Genomic DNA, 17,037 nt, shown 5'->3' on the forward strand with positions numbered 1-17,037 from the left:
CGACCGGCCGAATGTGCTGTCCCGCATAGCTTCCCCCGTAGAGTGCTGCGCCCGGTTCACAGGTCGTCGTCGCTCAACGTGCCGAGCAGTCGGTCGATCTCGGCGTCGGACAGGTCGTCGAGCTGGTCCAGCAGCGGCACCGGGCCGCGCACGCCCGCGCCCGCGGTGGCCAGCGCGGTGCACAGGCCGGCGATGGTCGGTGCCGAGAACAGCGCCGCCAGCGGCAGGTCCGCGCCCAGCGAGGTGCGCACCCTGGCCAGCATCTGGGTCGCGGTCAGCGAGTGGCCGCCCAGCGCGAAGAAGTTGTCGTGCACGCCGAGCCGCCCGTCCGCCGGGATGCTCAGCACGTCCCGCCAGATCTCCGCCATCCGCGCCTCGGCGTCGTCGCGCGGCGGCACGTGCTCGGCGTCCGAGGTCGACCACTCGGGCTCGGGCAGCGCGTCCCGGTCCGTCTTGCCGGTGCCGGTGCGCGGCAGTTCGTCCAGCACCACGATCGCGGCCGGGATCATGTAGTCCGGCAGCTTCGCCGCCAGGTGCGGGCGCACCGCGTCGAGCGAGCCGCCGTCGTGCAGCACCACGTACGCCACGAGCCGCACGTCCGCCGCGCTCGCCGACCACGTGGTGACCGCCGCGTCCGCGACCTCCGGGTGCCCGCGCAGCACCGCCTCGACCTCGCCGGGCTCGATCCGGAACCCGCGGATCTTGACCTGCCGGTCGGCCCGGCCGAGGAACTCCAGCCGGCCGTCGGCGCGCAGCCGCACCAGGTCGCCGGTCGCGTACAGCCGGCCCTCGCCGAACGGGTCGGGCCGGAACCGGTCCGCGGTCATCGCGGGCTGCCCCTGGTAGCCCCGGGCCACGCCCGCGCCGCCGATGTGCAGCTCGCCGATCAGCCCGCGCAGCACCGGCCGCATCAACGGGTCCAGCACGTGCAGCGTGGTGCCCGCCACGGCCGCGCCCAACCGGATCGGCGCGGGACCGCGCGGCACCACGCCCGCCGCCGAGTACACCGTGGTCTCGGTGGGGCCGTAGCCGTCGATCAGGGTCGCGCCGTCGGACTGGAGGTCGTCGGCCAGGTCCCGGGTCAGCGCCTCGCCACCGGTCACCCGCAGCCGCACGTGCGCGGGCACGCCACCGGCCGCCACGACCATCCGCCAGCTCGCCGGACCGCCCTGCACGACCGTCGCGCCGGACTCGGCGATCCGCTGCCGCAGCAGGGATCCGTCCGCCACGTCCGCGGCCGCCACGGCGGTGAACCGCGCGCCGCGCAGCAGCGGCACCAGCATCTCCACCGTGGACACGTCGAACGCCGGCGTGCTGATCGAGGCCAGCCGGTCGGCGGGGGACAGGTCGAGCATGGCGTCCATCGCGGCGAGCAGCGCGGCCAGGCCGCCCTGCGTCACCCGGACGCCCTTGGGTCGCCCGGTCGAACCGGACGTGTAGATGATGTAGCCCAGGCTCTCCGGGATCGGCGGTACCGCGTCCGGCCGGGTGTCGGGACCGGTCACGGCGTCCAGGTCGACCTCCCGCCACGGCCCGTCGAGCCCCTCGGGCCCGGCGAGCCCGGCCCGGGACGCCGCGTCGGTGACCACGACCGGGATCTCCGCGTCGGACGCCATGGCGGCCAGGCGCTCGGCCGGCCACGACGGGTCGAGCGGCAGGTAGCCCGCGCCCGCCTTCCACGCGGCCAGGATGCCGATGATGGTCGGTTCGCCCCGGCTCAGGCACAGCGCCACCGGCTGGTCGGGGCGCGCGCCCGCCGCGAGCAGCGCGTGCGCCAGCCGGTTCGACGCCCGGTCGATCTCCCGGCAGGTCAGGGTTTCCGCGACGGCGTCCGGGTGCGCGGCGAGCGCCGCGGTGACCAGTCCGAGCGCGGTTTCCGCGCCGCGCACGGTCTCCTGCGCCGGGGTCGGCCCGGTCAGCGGGAGTTCGGCGACCTTCACCGCGCGGTCGGTGTGCCCGGCGAGCGTGGCGAACACCTCGTGCAGCGCGCCGATCGTGTCCTCGTCGAACAGTTCCGCGTCGTACTGCCAGCGGCCGAACCAGCGGTCGCCGTCCCGCTCCACGGTCAGCGACAAGTCGAACTTCGCGCCGCCGTTGGCGACCGGCTCGGGCCGCAGGGACACCGCGCCCGCCTTGCGGACCGGCGGCAGCGGCTCCACCGCGAACATGACCTGCACCAGCGGCGCGTGCGCCAGCGTCCGCTGCGGCGCGACGATGTCCACCACCTGCTCGAACGGCAGATCCTGGTGCGCCAGCGCGGACACCGTCGCGGTCTCGGCGGCCACGATCACCTCGCCGAACGTCGTCTCCGGCGTGAACCGGGCGCGCAGCGGCAGCGTGTTCGCCACGAAGCCCACCAGGCCCTCGGTCTCCGGCCGGGTGCGCGCCGCGACCGGCGTCGCCACCAGGAAGTCCGCCTGCCCGGTCACCCGGTGCAGCACGCACTGGAACACCGCGAGCAGCGTCGCGAACGACCCGTCGCCGATCTCCAGCCCCCGGCGGAACTCCGCGCCGCGCCCGCTCGGCGTGGCCGGCCGGGGCCGGTCGCCGGGCAGCGGCAGCACGGTCGGCGCGTCCAGCAGCGCCTCCCGCCAGTACCGGGCGTCGGCGGCGAACGCGTCGCCCTCCACCTGTTCCCGTTGCCACACCGCGTAGTCCGGGTACTGCACGGGCAGTTCCGGCAGCGCGTCGCCGTCACCGGCGTAGCACTGGGCCAGTTCGTCGAACAGCACCGCGCACGACCAGCCGTCGGCGATGCTGTGGTGCAGCACCAGGACCAGCACGTGCCGGTCCGGCAGCCGCAGCAGGTCGGCCCGCAGCAGCGGCCCGGCGTGCAGGTCGAACGTCCGCCCGACCAGCTCGCGGACCACCCCGTCCAGGTCGTCCTCGGCCACCTCGCGCACCGGCAGGTCGACCGGCTGCGCCGCCGACACCACCTGCACCGGCACGCCGTCCTCGGCCGCGAACCGGGTGCGCAGCGCCTCGTGCCGCGCCACCACCGCGTTCAGCGCGCCGTGCAGCGCTTCCGCGTCGACCGGACCGTCCAGCGCCACCCGCCAGCCGATGTTGTACACCGGGCCGGGCATCAACTGGTCCAGCAGCCACAACCGGCGTTGGCCGGACGAAGCGGGGAACCGGAAGACCTCTCGTCCGTCGGGGATCACCGTGCTCACCGCGCTCCTCCCTTGCGCCAACCCCGGCGGTCCACCGCGACGAACCGGAACTCCGCGGTGTGCCGGTTGCCCTCGGCGTCGGTCAGCCACAGCCGGTCGGGGCCGGGCAGCATCTCGCCGACGCCCATCGGCGAAGCCGGCTGCTCCCGCTCCAACGCGCGCACCGCGTGCGCGAACAGCTCGACCGACGGACCGCTCTCCAAGTCCACGTAGAACGGTTTGTGCTCGACCGGGCTCTTGACGAACACGAACCGCGGCATCCCGTGCTCCCGCCGCCACGCCTGCGCGCCGAGGAACCGCCCCGGCTCGTCGGCGGCGAACGCGAACGCGCTGCGCGCGGCGGGCAGCTGCCAGCTCTCCCGCGCCACCACCAACCGGTCCAGGCTCACCCGGGGCGTGTGCTCGCCGGAGGGCAGCAGCCGGAATTTCTGCACCAGCTGGGCCATGATCTGCTCGCTGAGCAGCTCCACCAGCTCCAGGTCGACGCGGCCGTCGCGGCTGCGCGCCCGCAGCTTGCCGTTGTCGTCCACGACCTCGCAGTCGCCGATCGGCACCGAGCCGTGGATGTCCGACCCGCACGAGTCGTGCCCGAACGCGATCCGCAAGTCCTCGGGCAGCACCAGCGCGTCGGCCAGCCGCTGCGGCGTGCCGCCCTGCTCGCGGGTCGTGGTCAGCACCACCCGGGGCCCGGCCATGTCGCGCCGCATCGCCTCGTGCAACTGGCCCGGGTCCGGGTGCTGCGACACGAACAGCGCCGAGCGCATGGTGTTCACGCCCGGGTGCACCTCGCCCAGCACCCACTGGTAGTCGCCCGCCCGCACGGCGTCCGCGTCCGCCGCGGCGATCAGCACGTCGGGGCTGTGCTGCACCGCGCCCCGCCAGCCGGGACGCGGCGCGGCGAACAGCCGCAGCACGGCCTCGCGCACGTCCGCGACCGAATGCCGCACGTGCCGCGCGGCCGGGTCGTGCGGGCCGAGCGCGGACGCCCACCGGTCCTGCAACGCGGTCACCAGCCGGCCGACCACCCGGTCGTCCAGCCGGAAGATGGTGTCGTTGGCCCACATCCAGAAATCGGCCAGCCGCACCGACGTGCGCCCGCCCGCGTGCTCCCGGAAGACCTCCTTGAGCGCCCGCGTGTACAGCGCCGCGCCCGCGCAGGTGAACCAGCGCGCGGCCTCCAGCACCAGTTCCAGCGACGGCCACAGGGTGTCCAGCAGGGCGGGGGAGAGGTCGACCTCCAGGTCCCGGCGGCACTCCTCGTGCACCAGCGTGCGGCCCGCGTAGAACAGACCCGGCCGGCGCACGGCGGCGGCCCCGGTGATCGCGGTGAACCGCTCCTGGAGGTCGGCGATGGCGTGGACCAGCCGGTCCGGATCGCCCACGGCGGCGGCGACCTGGTCCCGGCCGGCCACGACCTCGTCCACGGCGTCGGCGACCCGCTGCCGGACGTCGAGGTCGTCGATGCCGTCGACCTGGTCGCGCAACGCGAGTTCCGGGACCAGTGCGGACGGCGGCACCTCCAGCGTCCACGCGATGCGCCGCCCGTGGTGCAGCCGCTCCAGCACGGCCAGCACCTCCGCACGGTCCGCGCCGACGTGGCCGGCGATGTCGTGCGCGCGCCGCCGGCCGTCGCAGGCGGCCAGCACGGCGGCGTCCAGCGGCGACAGCCGGATCGGCTCGGTCAGCGGCACGTGCAGCACGTCGCCGACGACCGACACGTACGGCATCCGCCGGGGCACCGCCCACGGCCGGACGTCGTCGGTGGTCAGCGCCTCGGCGAGCTGCTGGACCGCCCAGTTCTCCAAGTACGTGGTGCGCTTGTCGACCAGCCCCGGGCCCGGCCGGGACACCAGCGCGGCGGCGGCGTCGTCGCGCACCCGCGCCCAGCCGACCGGGCCGAAGAACCCGATGGTGTCGTTCTTGGCGCAGTACCGCTGGAGGTAGCTGACGACGGTGTGCTCCCACCGCCGGTAGTCGACGTTGCGCCCGCTGCCGCGCAGCCCGCTCAACGCCTTGTGCAGCGCGTCGACGGCGGTTTGCAGCGCCCTCGGGTTCTGCCACGCCACGGCTTCCCGGAACTTCGGGTCGCCGCTGACACCGCGCAGCACCTCGGCCGCGCCCCGGCGGCCCAGCTCGAAGCGCTCGGCGTAATCGGCCAGCGCGGCCTCGTGGGCGTGCGCGGCGGTCGCGGCGTCGGCCAGCGCGCCGGCCACCTCGGGGGTGTGCGCGAGCGCGTCCCGGGCTTCGGCGAAGCGGCCCTTGCGGACCAGCCGGCCGATCTTGCGCAGCGCCGACCGCTGCTCGCCCTCGGCCTGGTCCTCGACGGCCCGCAGCACCCGGAACGCCGCCCAGCGGGCCTGTCCGAGCGCGTCGTCGGCGGCCAGCACCGCCTCCGCCGCGCGGGCCGCGTCCGGGCTCGCCACGGCCAGCAGCGGCTCGATGCCGAAGCCCGTGCCGCGCAGCTCGACCCACCGCCAGGCGGCCCAGTTGCCGGTGCCCCGGGGCAGCACCAGGTGGTCCTCGACGGTCCGGCCGGCGGCGGTGTCCGCAGCGCGTTCGGGGCCGGCGGTCCGCGCGCCGGTCTGCTCGGGGGTGCGCTGCGCGGGCACCAGGTAAGCGGTCCGGTCGCGGCGGGTGATGCCCCGGTCCGGCGTCGCGGACCGGGCCCGGTCGATCACCTCGGCGCACGCGGCCAGCGTCCGGGCCCGGTGCAGGTCGGCCACCGGCACGTCCGCACCGAACTCCTCGCGCACCCGGAACGCCAACCGCACGGCCAGCAGCGAGTTGCCGCCCACCGCGAAGAAGTCGTCCTCGGCGCGCACGTCCTCGACGCCCAGCAGCACCTGCCACAGCCGGGCCAGCCGGGCCTGCGTCCCGTCCAGCGGCCGGGTCCGGACCACACCCCTGGCCCCGTCCGGCCGCACCGCGCGCAACGCCGCCCGGTCGACCTTCCCGCTGCGGTTGAGCGGCAGCGCCGCCAACACCGCGTACCGGGCCGGGCACAGGTAGGCGGGCAGCCGCTCCTCGACGTGCCGGCGCAGGTCGGCCACGTCGGCGTCGCCGACCAGGTAGGCCACCAGGTGCCGGGCGTCGCCGTCGCCGACCGGCAGCACGGCGGCCTCCGCGACGCCCTCGTGCGCCCGCAGCACCGCCTCCACCTCGGCCGGCTCGACCAGGAACCCGCGCACCTTCACCTGCTGGTCGGCCCGGCCCAGGAACTCCAGCACCCCGTCGGGCCGCCAGCGCGCCAGGTCGCCGGTCCGGTACAGCCGCGCGCCGGGCTCGCCGCCGAACGGGTCGGGCACGAACCTCGCCGCGGTCAGCGCCGGGTTCGCCCAGTAGCCCCGGGCCAGGCCCGCGCCGCCGGTGTACAGCTCGCCGGGCACGCCGACCGGGACCGGCCGCAGCCGCTCGTCGAGCACGTACACCGTGCTGCGCTGCACCGGCGTGCCGATCGGCACGGTGGTGCCCACCTGCCGGGGGTCGGTGAGCACGTGGCAGGTGGTGAACGTGGTGTTCTCGGTCGGCCCGTAGCCGTTGACGACCGGCTTCCCGGCGCGGGCCGCCAACGCCGCGCGCACCGCGTCGGGCGCCAGCACGTCACCGCCGGCCAGCAGCTGGTCGACCGACGCGAGCACCTCGGGGGCGTGCGCGACGAGCTGGTGGAAGAACCCGGCGGTCAGCCACAGCACGCTCACCCGGTGCTCGCGCAGCAGTTCGGCGAGCACGGCCGGGTCCGGCGGGCCCTCCGGCGCGGCGACCACCCGGCCGCCGGTCAGCAGCGGGCCCCACACCTCCAGCGTGGTCAGGTCGAACGCGGTCGCGGACTGGTGCAGGAAGGTCTGCCCCGGGCCGAACCGGGCGAAGGTCGGGTTGGTCACCAGCCGCACCACGCCCCGGTGCGGCACGGCCACGCCCTTGGGCTTGCCGGTCGAACCGGAGGTGTAGTTCAGGTACGCCACGCCCAGCGGGTGCGCGGCCGGCGGCAGCGGCGTCTCCGGCCCGTCCACTTCGGACAGTCGAACGGCGGTGACGCCGGCCGGCAGCGGCCGGTCCCGCTCGGTGACGACGAGGGTCGTGCCGGACTCGGCCAGCGCCACCGCGTCGCGGGCGGCCGGGTTGCCCGGGTCCAGCGGCAGGTACGCCGCGCCGGTCTTGACCACCGCGAGCATCGCGGTCACCAGGCCCGCGCCGCGCGGCAGCGCCAGGCCCACCGGCCGGTCCGGCCGCGCGCCCCGGGCGAGCAGCGCGTGGGCCAGCCGGTTGGACCGCGCGTCGAGTTCGGCGTAGCTCAGCCAGCGGTCGCCGTCGTGGACGGCGTCCGCCTCCGGGCGCAGCCGCACCTGCTCGGCGAACAGGTCGGGCACGGTCGAGTCCGCCGGGTACTCCACGGCGGTGTCGTTCCACTTCTCCACCACCCGCACCAGTTCCGCACCGCGCGGCTCGGTCAGCTCGCGGACCGGGCGGGCGGGCGCTTCGGCCATGCCCGCCAGCAGTTCGCGGAACTGTGCCAGCAGCGCGGCCGGCGCCCAGTCCGGGAACCTGGTGGTGTCGTGGATGAGTTGCAGGCTCAGGTGCGGCTCGGCGAACGCGTAGAGCGTCATCGCGTAGCCCGGGCTGCGCAGGATCCGCACGTGCCGTCCGGGCGGCGCGGTCGGCCGGGCCGCGAGCACGGTGTTGATCTCGCGGTGCTCGAACAGCACCAGGCTGCGCATCAACGCGTCGTGGCCGGCCGCGCGCTGGATGTCCGGCAGCGGGGTGAGCTGGTGGTCGCGCGCGGCGACCGATCGCTCCCGCACGTCGCGCAGCCACTCGGTGACCGGGAGGTCGCGGTCCACCGGCAGCCGCAGCGGCACGGTGGCCAGCAGCAGGCCGACCATGTCCTCCGCGCCGGGCACCGAACCGTGGCGGGCCGCGCGGGTCACCCCGAACACCGCCTCGCCGGTGCCGGAGTGCGTGGTGAGCAGCAGGCCCCACGCCGCGAGCACGACCGTGTTCACCGTGACGCCCGCCGCGTCGGCCAGCGCCCGCACCGCCGCCGTCTCGGTGTCCGACAGGTCGAGCGCGGCCGTGCCCATCGCCGGGGTGGCGGAACCGTTGTGCTCCAGGGGAAGCAGGCCCGGCTCCGGCAGGTCGGCGAGTTCGGCGGCCCAGAACCGCCGGTCCGCCGCGGCCCGCTCGTCCTCGGGCGCGGTGCGCTCGGCGTACCAGTGGGCGTAGTCGGCGAACTCGGGGCGCGGCGCGAACTCGGCCGTGCCGCCGGAGGCATAGGCGTCGTCTATCTCGGAGAGCAGGATCGCCAGCGACCGGCCGTCCAGGATCGCGTGGTGGAAGGTCGCCACGACGACGTTGCCGGGCAGCACGCGCAGCCGCAGCGGCGGGCCGTCCACCGGGTCGACGCCGGCCTTGCGGTCCTCGGCCAGGAATCCCGGCAGGTCGAACGCGGCCCGGTCGGCGACCGCGTCGTCCACCACCATCGGCACGTCGGCGGCGGGACCGGCCCACTGCTCGGCGTCGCCGTCGGGCCGCCAGCGGAACCGGGTGCGCAGGATCGGGTGCCGTTCCACGGCCGCCCGCCACGCGTCCAGGTACGCCCCGGCGTCGAACGGCCCGGTGAACCGCTGCACGCACTGGATGACGTCCGTGCCCGCCTCCGGATCCCGCAGGCCGGCCGCGATCATTCCGCGTTGCAACGGTAGTGCCGGGGTGGTCCGGACAGCCGGATCCGTGTACACCAAAGCCTCCCCCAGTAATGTGCCGGTCGGTCCGCGCGCGGAATTAGCGCCTATTTCCGGGCAGCGTCGGGCCACCCGGAATCACCGGGTGGCCGAATTGAGCCGCCGGCTCAGCCGCCGTGTGCGGCGAGGTGTTCGCGCACGCTGCGCGGGCGCAGGTCGGTCCACACCCGCGCGATCTGGTCCAGGCATTCCTGCCTGGTCCCGGTGGTGCCCTCGGCGCGCCAGCCCAGGGGGAGGTCGCGTCCGGCGAACCACACCGAGTACTGCTCCTCGGCGTTCACCACGACCAGGAATTCAGGTGAATCCGCGTTCTCGACGCCCATGTCGTTCGTTCTCCTGCCCTCCGTCGGCGGACGGGTTGCCGTGGCGTCAAAGCTACGCGTCAGGCGGACATTACTGGAATCCACTAAACGGTCGAACCGGCCATTTGTCGATCGGCCGTCGAACTATTTGAATAGACTATGGGTCGTCACTGGGCGTGGTCGATCGGTAGCGGAAATGCCTCGGCGCGGCCCGGTCGGGGAATGGCCCGACCGCCGCCGCGGCGTCGTCCGGCCCGGACCGCTGGGCCGACAAGTCCACTGTGGACGCCGAACGGCGGCATCCTCGCGGAGGACCGGGAATCACCCTCAAGGGGCTGGTGTCAGCGGGACCGGAGGGTCAGCAGCGAGATCTCGTTGGGCGCGAACACGCGGAACGGCGGACCCCAGAAACCCGCGCCGCGACTGGTCCACAGCCTGGTGCGCGCGCCGTGCTCGCTCAAGCCCCGCAACACCGGCTGCTGCAGCCGGACCAGGAAGTGGAACGGCCAGATCTGGCCGCCGTGCGTGTGCCCGGACAGTTGCAGGTCGACGCCCGCCGCCGCGGCTTTGCGGATTTCGCTGGGCTGGTGCGCCAGCAGCACGACCGGGTCGTCCGCGCGCACGCCCGCCAGCGCGGCGTCGAGGTCGGCGGCGTGGCCCTCCTCGCCGGAGTGCTCGGCGGTGATGTCGTCGATGCCGGCGAACACCAGCCGCGCGTCGCCGCGCTCCAGCACCCGGTGCGTGTTGTGCAGGCTGGTCCAGCCGAGTTCGTCCATGTGCTCCAGCCACGCCTGGGCGTTGCTCAGGTACTCGTGGTTGCCCGAGACGTAGAAGCGGTGCCCCGCGCGGACCCCGGCCAGCGGGGTGGACTGGCCGCGCCGCTGCTCGACCGTGCCGTCGGCGATGTCGCCCACGTGCACCACCACGTCGGCGTCGAGTTCGTTCACCGCCGCCACCAGGCCCTCGGACCACCGCGTCCGGTCGATCGGCCCGTAGTGGGTGTCGGCCAGCACGGCCACGGTCAGCCCGTCGAACGCCGGGTCGAGCCGGGGCAGCACGACCTCCGCGCGCCGCACCGGCGGCACCCGCATGGCCACGTGGTGGCCGTACCCGGCGAGCCCCACCACGATGACCGCGAGCAGCACCGCGATCACCCGTGCCCGCAACGGGTTCTCCACGCCGGCGACCGCGAGCACGAGCCGCAGCACGTCGGTGACCAGGGTCCACGCGAACGCGATCCACACGACACCCAGCAGCGGCAGGGCGATCCGGGCGGCGCGGTCGGAGTGCCGGCGGCCCAGGGAGCGGATCAGCAGCACCGGGAACGCGAGGTACCCCACCGCGAACAGGGCCGTGCCGACCACCGTCACCGCCGTCGGCCACTGCGCGCCCGGCGCGAACAGGCCCGCCCACGGCACCCAGAACAGCAGCGAGGTGATGACGAACAGCACCAGCCCGAACACCACCCGCCGCCGGGCCGTCCCCGGCCGGGCCGGTGCGTCGGTCGTGGTGGGGGAGTCGTCGGCCATGGGTGTCGCTCCGTCGCGGATCGGGTTTTAGAGACCAGTGGTCTCTCGAAGGGTACGCGGGTCAGCTGGCCCGGACGACCAGACCGATGAGCTGGTTCACCAGGCCTTCGGTCAACGCCGCCGCGAACGCCTCGGCGGGCGGCGGGTGGCCGAGTTCTGCGGCGGCCTCGGCCACCGCCTCGGTGGGGTGCGCGTAGGGCCACAGGCCCGCCGTGATCACCACGACCGCGCCCGCGAAGTGCCGGGCGGCGGCGTCGTCGAGCTGCGGCAGCTCGCCCCGGACCAGCTCGGCCAGCCGGGCGGTGTGCGCGGTCGCCCGGCCCTTGAACGCGCGCGCCGCGTCGAGCCCGATGTTGCGCTCCAGCACGCTTGCCATGCTCGCCACCAGCTCGCACAGCAGCGGGTGCCGGGGCAGCGAGGCGGCCAGCGCGCTCGCCACGGCGATCGCCCGCCCGTAGGGCACCGGGTCCGGCCGGGCGGCCCGGACCAGCGGCCCGACCTCGTCCAGCCACGCCGACCAGCGCCGGTCGAGCACGTCGAGGAAGACCGCTTCGCGGCTGTCGAAGTAGCGCAGCACGTTCGACTTGGCCAGGCCCACCCGGCAGCTCAGCTCGCGCAGGCTGATCGCGGCGAGCGGCTGCTCGGCGAGCATCGCCTCGGCGGCGTCCAGGATCGAGGCCCGCCGGACCTCGACCTGCTCCGGGCTCCTGGCCCGCCGGAACTCCACGAACCGGAGTCTAACGGACCACCGGTCTGTTGCTCAGCCCCGGACGGCCCGCGCCAGCCGCTCCGCCGAGTCCGCCCACGGCCGCGCGGTGATCACCGGCAGCCCGTGCCGCCCGGCCTCGGCGGCGAGCCAGTCGCCGAAGTACGCGCTGTCCGCCGCCCGCTTGCGCTGCACGCCCGCGTCCGGCTCACGGCTCGCGTAGTTGCGTTCGAGCTGACCGGCGTCCGGTTCGTGCACGAACACCGACCGCACGTCCCCGCCGGTCCACCGGGCGCAGAACGCGGGCAGCAGGTAGTCGCCTTCGAGCACCAGCGGCAGGTCGGTCTCCAGGTGGTTGGTGATCACCGCCTCCAGCGCGGGCTCGATCGACCGGGCCAGCGCCACCTGCGCGGCGGTCACCTCGGCCGACGACATCCCGACGTCGGAGCGGGTCCGCCAGTGGTGCAGCGCCGGCTGCTGCTCGGCCGTGGTGATGCTCTGCAACGCCACCACGAGGTCGTCCACCTCGACCAGCGCGGCCCCGCGCTCGCGTGCCACGGGGTAGGACAGCGCGCTCTTGCCGCTGCCCGACGCGCCACCCAACAACAACACCCGCCACTGAGCCATGCCGACACCCTCGCAACCGGCCGCGACCCGGCGCAAATCCATTGTCGAGCATCACATGGACCGTCCACAGTGGATGTCAGGAGTGCGGCACCCCGGGCATTCGCCGCCACGGCCGGATCGGGTCCGCGTGTCGGCGGGTGCCCCGTGGCGTGGTCCTGCGGCGAGTATGCGGCAACCATGTGGCACACATGCGGCACTCGGCCGTCTGAACTACGAAAACACGGTTGTTGCAACTCTCGCGCACAGTGAGACACTGATTGCATGGCGCAACCACGACCCGCGCTGGCGGACGCCCGCCGCATGGCGGGTCACACGCAGGAGAGCTTGGCCGAGGCGCTGCACGTCGATCGAGGTACGGTCCAGCGTTGGGAGTCCGGACGTCGACTGCCACTGCCTTACCTGTGGCCGAAGTTGGCGAAGCTGCTCGACCGGACACCCGCCGAGTTGCGCGATCTGCTCAGGGGCTCGGAGCGGGTACCGGAGGCCACTGGGGATGCGGGGGTGGATCGGCGAAGTATGATCCAATCCGGTGTCAGCGTGGGAATTCTGCTCGCGCTCGGAGAACGGTCCGCAGGCGCGCTCGACCCCCGTGTCGTGGCCACCTTCATCGATTTGCGGGACTCGCTCGTCGCGGCGGACAGCCTGCTCGGGCCGGCGAATCTCCTGCACTCCGCGGTCGAGCAGGTGGCGAACGTGTCCCGCCTGTACGACCGGGCTGACCGGGCGACCCGGGGGCGCCTGTTCGAAGTGGGCGCGCTGTTCGCCGAGCTGTGCGGCTGGCTCGCCGACGACCTCGGACGATTCGAGGACGGCAGGGCCTGGTCGCGCCGAGGTCTTGAGTGGGCGCACTCCTCCGGCGACGCGGACGTCGTGGCGTACCTCCTCATGCGGATGGGCCAGCAGGCGCAACTGGCCGGTGACCGGGCGCAGGCGAGCGGTCTGGCGCACTCGGCGATCCGGCACGAGAGGTCGATCAAGAGCGCGCGGGTGAGGGCGGCACTCCACCAGCAGGCGGCGCACGCCTCGGCACTGGACGACGACGAGCACGCCGCCCTCTCCCACCTCGACACCGCATTCCACCTCAGCGAGCGGGAGCCCGGCGAACCGGATCCCTACTCGCTCGCGGGCTACTGCACACCGACGTACGTCGCCGCCCAGCGGGCAGCGGTGCTGAACACCCTGGGCAGGCACCGCGCGGCGCTCGACGAGTACGACCGGGCGCTCGGCGACTGGCCGCAGGAGTTCCGCCGGGAACTGGGCCTTCACCTCGCGCGCCGAACAGTGGTCGCGGCGCGCGCGGGAACACCTGACGCGGCCGTCGACAGCGGGACGTCGGCGCTCGACATCGCCCGGGACACCCGCTCACGGCGGACGGTTCGCGAACTGGCCGGCTGCTCTGCATACCTGGCACCGTGGCGTTCGCACCGCGGCGTAGCCGAATTCCTGGAAGCTGTCGCGGTGGAGGGAGCGGCCGAGTGGGCGCACTGAGCGTTGACGAACTGGTCGGCAGGGGCGAGTGGGAGGCGGTCAACCGGGAACGGGGCCGGCCGTTCGTCGTCTACAAGTTCGCGGCCACCCTCGACGGCCGGATCGCCGCCGAAGACGGCACGAGCCAGTGGATCACCAGCGCGGAGAGCCGGGCCGAGGTCCACCTCCTGCGTGCCGGGTGCCATGCGACGGTGGTCGGTTCGGGGACGCAGCGGGCCGACAACCCGAATCTCGCCGTGCGCGGGAACGACGACCCGCGACTGGACCTCTCGACCGTGACGAACCCGGACCGGCAGCCGTGGCGGGTCGTCATCGACAGCGACGCGAAGACGCCCGCCGACGCGAACGTGTGCGACGGTGCCGCGCCGACCTTGATCGTGGTGGCCGCCGACGCCGACGCGTCCCACCTCGACGGCGTGGCCGACGTGCTGCGGGTCGAGCGGGCGGCGCGAGGTCTTGATCTCGACGGCGTGCTGCGCGGGCTGTTCGCCCGTGGCATCAGGGGCGTGTTCCTGGAAGGCGGGCCGACGCTGGCCGGGAGCTTCATCGCGCAGGGGCTGGTCGACCGCGTGGTGAACTACGTCGCGCCCGCGCTCCTGGGCTCCGGCAAGAGCGGCCTCGGGCACGCCGGAATCCGCGCCATGTCGGAGATCCTCCGGCTCGAACTGGTCGACGTGGCCCGCAGCGGCTCGGACGTGCGCCTGCTGGCGCGGCCGGTGAGGTAGCCGTGACTCCCCGGGGAGTCCGCAGTGGGGAGTCCACAGTGGACATCAGGAGTACAGCACGCCGAGGAACTCGACCAGGAGTCGCTCGCGCAACGCCGGCGGCGCGGCGGCCAGCAGCGCGTTCACCGTCGCCATCCGCTCGGGCAGCACGCCCGCGCCGCCCAGCCCGGCCGCCGCGAGCAGTCCGGCGAACTCCTGCGGGGTCAGCGAATCCGGGTCCAGCGCGCCGATCGCGGCGACCACCTCGGGCGCGACCGCGACAGGTCCGGCGGTGGTCGCGGCGGCCACCGAGTCGCGCAGGTCGGCCAGCAGCTCGGCCTCGTTGCCCGAGTTCGCCGCGGTCACCGTCAGGTGCAGGTTCGCAGGCGACGAGCCGTAGGCGAACTGGGGCTGCACGTACCAGTTCCGGGCGCGCATCTCGTCGGCGACGGTGAACACGTCGAAGTCCTCGCCGGTCGCGGTGACCGCGATCAGGGTGGATTCCGGCGTGCCCAGCACGCGCAGGCCCGCGATCCCGTCGATGCCGTCGCGGATCAGCGCGGCGCTGGTCAGCGCCCGGTGCGCGAGGTCGCGGTAGCCGTCGTCGCCGATGTGCCGCAGCACGGCCCACGCGGCGGCGAGCGGGCCGCCGGAGCGGGTCGACTGGGTGGTGGAGTTGAGCATCGTGTAGCCGGGCCAGTCGGCGCAGGCGAAGTACTGCGCGCGCCGCAGGTCGGCGTTCGCGTGCAGCAGGACCGACGTGCCCTTGGGGCAGTACGCGTACTTGTGCAGGTCGACGGAGATGCTGGTGACGCCCGGCACGGAGAAGTCGAACGGCTCGACGTCGGCGTGCGGCAGGATCCACCCGCCGATGCACGCGTCGACGTGGCACCGCACGCCGCGTTCCGCCGCCGCTGCGGCGATGGGCGCGACCGGGTCGACCACGCCGTGCGCGTAGGACGGCGTGCTGACCACGACCAGCACGGTGTCATCGGTGATCGCGGCGGCCATGGCGGCGGGGTCGGCGCGGAACGTCTTCGGGTCCACCGGCACCGCCACGACCCGCACGCCGAAGTAGTGCGCGGCCTTGTGGAACGCGGCGTGCGCGGTCTCCGGCAGCACGATCGCCGGGTCGGCGACCTCGGGCCGGGACTTCCGCGCGGCGAGCACCGCGAGCAGGCACGACTCGGTGCCGCCGGAGGTGACCGTGCCGACCGTCGCGTCCGTGCCGCCGAGCAGCCGGGAGGCGGTGGCCACGACGTCGTTCTCCAGCCTGAGCAGGCTGGGGAACGCGGTCGGGTCCAGGCCGTTGACCGACGAGGCGAGCGCGTGCGCCCGCGCGGCGAGGTCGTCCAGGCCGGGTACCGCGCTGTCGTAGACGTAGGCCAGGGTGCGTCCGCCGTGGGTCGGCAGGTCGCCGGCGCGCAACGCGCGCAGTTCGGCCAGCACGTCTTCGGGCGCGGTCATGCGGTCTCCTCACGAGCGGGTTCAGCGGAACGTGCGGGTTCGGCGGGCAGCAGGGGCAGGGCGACGACCGCGAGCACGGCCGGGATCGCGGTGAACCCGAGCAGCGCGGCCAGCACCGCCCCGGAGGACTGGACGACCGCGCCGTCGGTGCTCGCCGCGTAGCCGCCGGCGGCCAGCACCAGGCCGTACACGCCGGGGCCGAGCGCGAGGCCGAGCGTCTCGCCGGCCGTCCACACGCCGGCGAACAGCCCGGCGCGGGAGGTCCCGTCCCGGCGCTCCTGCGCGGTGATCACGTCCGGCAGCATGGCCAGCGGGAACACCTGCATCCCGGCGTACCCGACGCCGATCACGGCCATCAGCGCGAGCACGGCGGCCACCGGCAGCGCGCGGGACAGCCCCAGCCCGGCCACCGCCGCCGCGAACAGCAGCGACGCCGCGACCAGTCCGGTCCGCTTGCCGTGCCGCCGGCCGACCCGCTGCCACAGCGGCATCACCACCAGCGCCGGGCCGACGAACCCGACGAACAGCCAGGTCTGCAGGCCCTGGTCGCCGAGCACCAGCCGGGCGAAGTAGTCCACGCCCGCCAACATGGTGCCCAGGCCGACCGCCTGCACCACGAACACGGTCAGCAGCAGCCGGAACGGCCGCGACCCGCGCACCGCCGCGAGCAGCTCGCGGGGCGTGGCGGTCGAGGACACCCGGTGGGACACCGGCGCGCCGCGCGTCCCGGCGACGGTCGCCACCGTGCCCGCCAGGATCAGCACGCCGACCGCGACGCCCACCGCCCAGTAGCCGCCCGCGAGGTCGCGCACGGCGGGCGCGCCCGCGCCGCTGACCAGGATCGCCAGTGCGAGGAACGCCATCCGCCACGCCATCAGCCGCGTGCGCTCGTCGTAGTCCTCGGTGATCTCCGCCGCCATGGCGACGTAAGGCACCTGGAAGAACGCGTAGGCCGTCGCGCACAGCAGGAACACCAGCGCGACGTACACGGCGGCGGGCGCGCCCGTGAACGGCCCGGCGAACAGCAGCGCGAACAGCACGGCCACCGCGATCCCGCCGCGCAGCAGGAACGGCCGGCGCACGCCCGCCCGGTCGCTGATCCGGCCCGCGACCGGGTTGAACAGCACGTCCCAGGCTTTCGGGGCGAGCACCAGCAGCCCGGCGACGGCGGCGGGCACGGCCAGGCTGTCGGTCAGGTAGGGCAGCAGGAGGAGTCCGGGCACGGTGCCGAACGCGCCGGTGACCAGGGAGCCCATCGCGTAGCCGGCGCGGACCCGGGAGGTGATCGGGGACATAGGCAAAG

General features: G+C 74.5%; 10 protein-coding genes. 2 read left to right on the forward strand and 8 right to left on the reverse strand.

Annotated features, from left to right (window positions below; genetic code table 11):
- Positions 1–56 precede the first annotated feature (56 nt).
- The 6 genes from AC0HI0_RS07395 to AC0HI0_RS07420 form a co-directional block, all read right to left on the reverse strand.
- On the reverse strand, positions 57–3,173 hold the full coding sequence (locus AC0HI0_RS07395) for an amino acid adenylation domain-containing protein (protein WP_480931514.1): 3,117 nt from the start codon (positions 3,171–3,173) through the stop codon (positions 57–59).
- A complete protein-coding gene (locus tag AC0HI0_RS07400) occupies positions 3,170–8,983 on the reverse strand; it encodes an amino acid adenylation domain-containing protein (protein ID WP_480931515.1) in 5,814 nt (1,937 codons plus the stop codon). Before AC0HI0_RS07400 ends, AC0HI0_RS07395 begins: the two co-directional genes overlap by 4 nt.
- 35 nt (positions 8,984–9,018) lie before the next feature.
- Complete coding sequence (locus AC0HI0_RS07405; protein ID WP_480931516.1) at positions 9,019–9,234, reverse strand: MbtH family protein; 216 nt, start codon at positions 9,232–9,234, stop codon at positions 9,019–9,021.
- A gap of 320 nt (positions 9,235–9,554) precedes the next feature.
- Complete coding sequence (locus tag AC0HI0_RS07410; protein WP_480931517.1) at positions 9,555–10,742, reverse strand: metallophosphoesterase; 1,188 nt, start codon at positions 10,740–10,742, stop codon at positions 9,555–9,557.
- Between the two features lie 61 nt (positions 10,743–10,803).
- A complete protein-coding gene (locus tag AC0HI0_RS07415; protein WP_480931518.1) occupies positions 10,804–11,469 on the reverse strand; it encodes a TetR/AcrR family transcriptional regulator in 666 nt (221 codons plus the stop codon).
- 33 nt (positions 11,470–11,502) lie between these two features.
- Complete coding sequence (locus AC0HI0_RS07420) at positions 11,503–12,075, reverse strand: hypothetical protein (protein ID WP_480931519.1); 573 nt, start codon at positions 12,073–12,075, stop codon at positions 11,503–11,505.
- A gap of 261 nt (positions 12,076–12,336) precedes the next feature.
- Between AC0HI0_RS07420 and AC0HI0_RS07425 the strand changes: the two genes are divergently transcribed.
- Both AC0HI0_RS07425 and AC0HI0_RS07430 read left to right on the forward strand, forming a co-directional pair.
- Positions 12,337–13,563, forward strand: coding sequence for a helix-turn-helix transcriptional regulator (locus AC0HI0_RS07425; protein ID WP_480931520.1), 1,227 nt, complete (start codon positions 12,337–12,339; stop codon positions 13,561–13,563).
- Positions 13,551–14,288 carry a RibD family protein gene (locus AC0HI0_RS07430; RefSeq protein ID WP_480931521.1) on the forward strand — a complete coding sequence of 246 codons (738 nt, stop codon included), beginning with the start codon at positions 13,551–13,553 and terminating at the stop codon, positions 14,286–14,288. The genes AC0HI0_RS07425 and AC0HI0_RS07430 overlap by 13 nt, the downstream gene beginning before the upstream one ends.
- 45 nt (positions 14,289–14,333) lie before the next feature.
- Here AC0HI0_RS07430 and AC0HI0_RS07435 read toward each other — a convergent pair whose 3' ends face one another.
- Positions 14,334–15,734, reverse strand: coding sequence for a pyridoxal phosphate-dependent decarboxylase family protein (locus AC0HI0_RS07435; protein ID WP_480931522.1), 1,401 nt, complete (start codon positions 15,732–15,734; stop codon positions 14,334–14,336).
- Positions 15,731–17,029 carry an MFS transporter gene (locus AC0HI0_RS07440; RefSeq protein ID WP_480931523.1) on the reverse strand — a complete coding sequence of 433 codons (1,299 nt, stop codon included), beginning with the start codon at positions 17,027–17,029 and terminating at the stop codon, positions 15,731–15,733. The genes AC0HI0_RS07435 and AC0HI0_RS07440 overlap by 4 nt, the downstream gene beginning before the upstream one ends.
- Between the last annotated feature and the right edge of the window lie 8 nt (positions 17,030–17,037).

The organism is Saccharothrix sp. NBAS 001 (assembly GCF_056640475.1).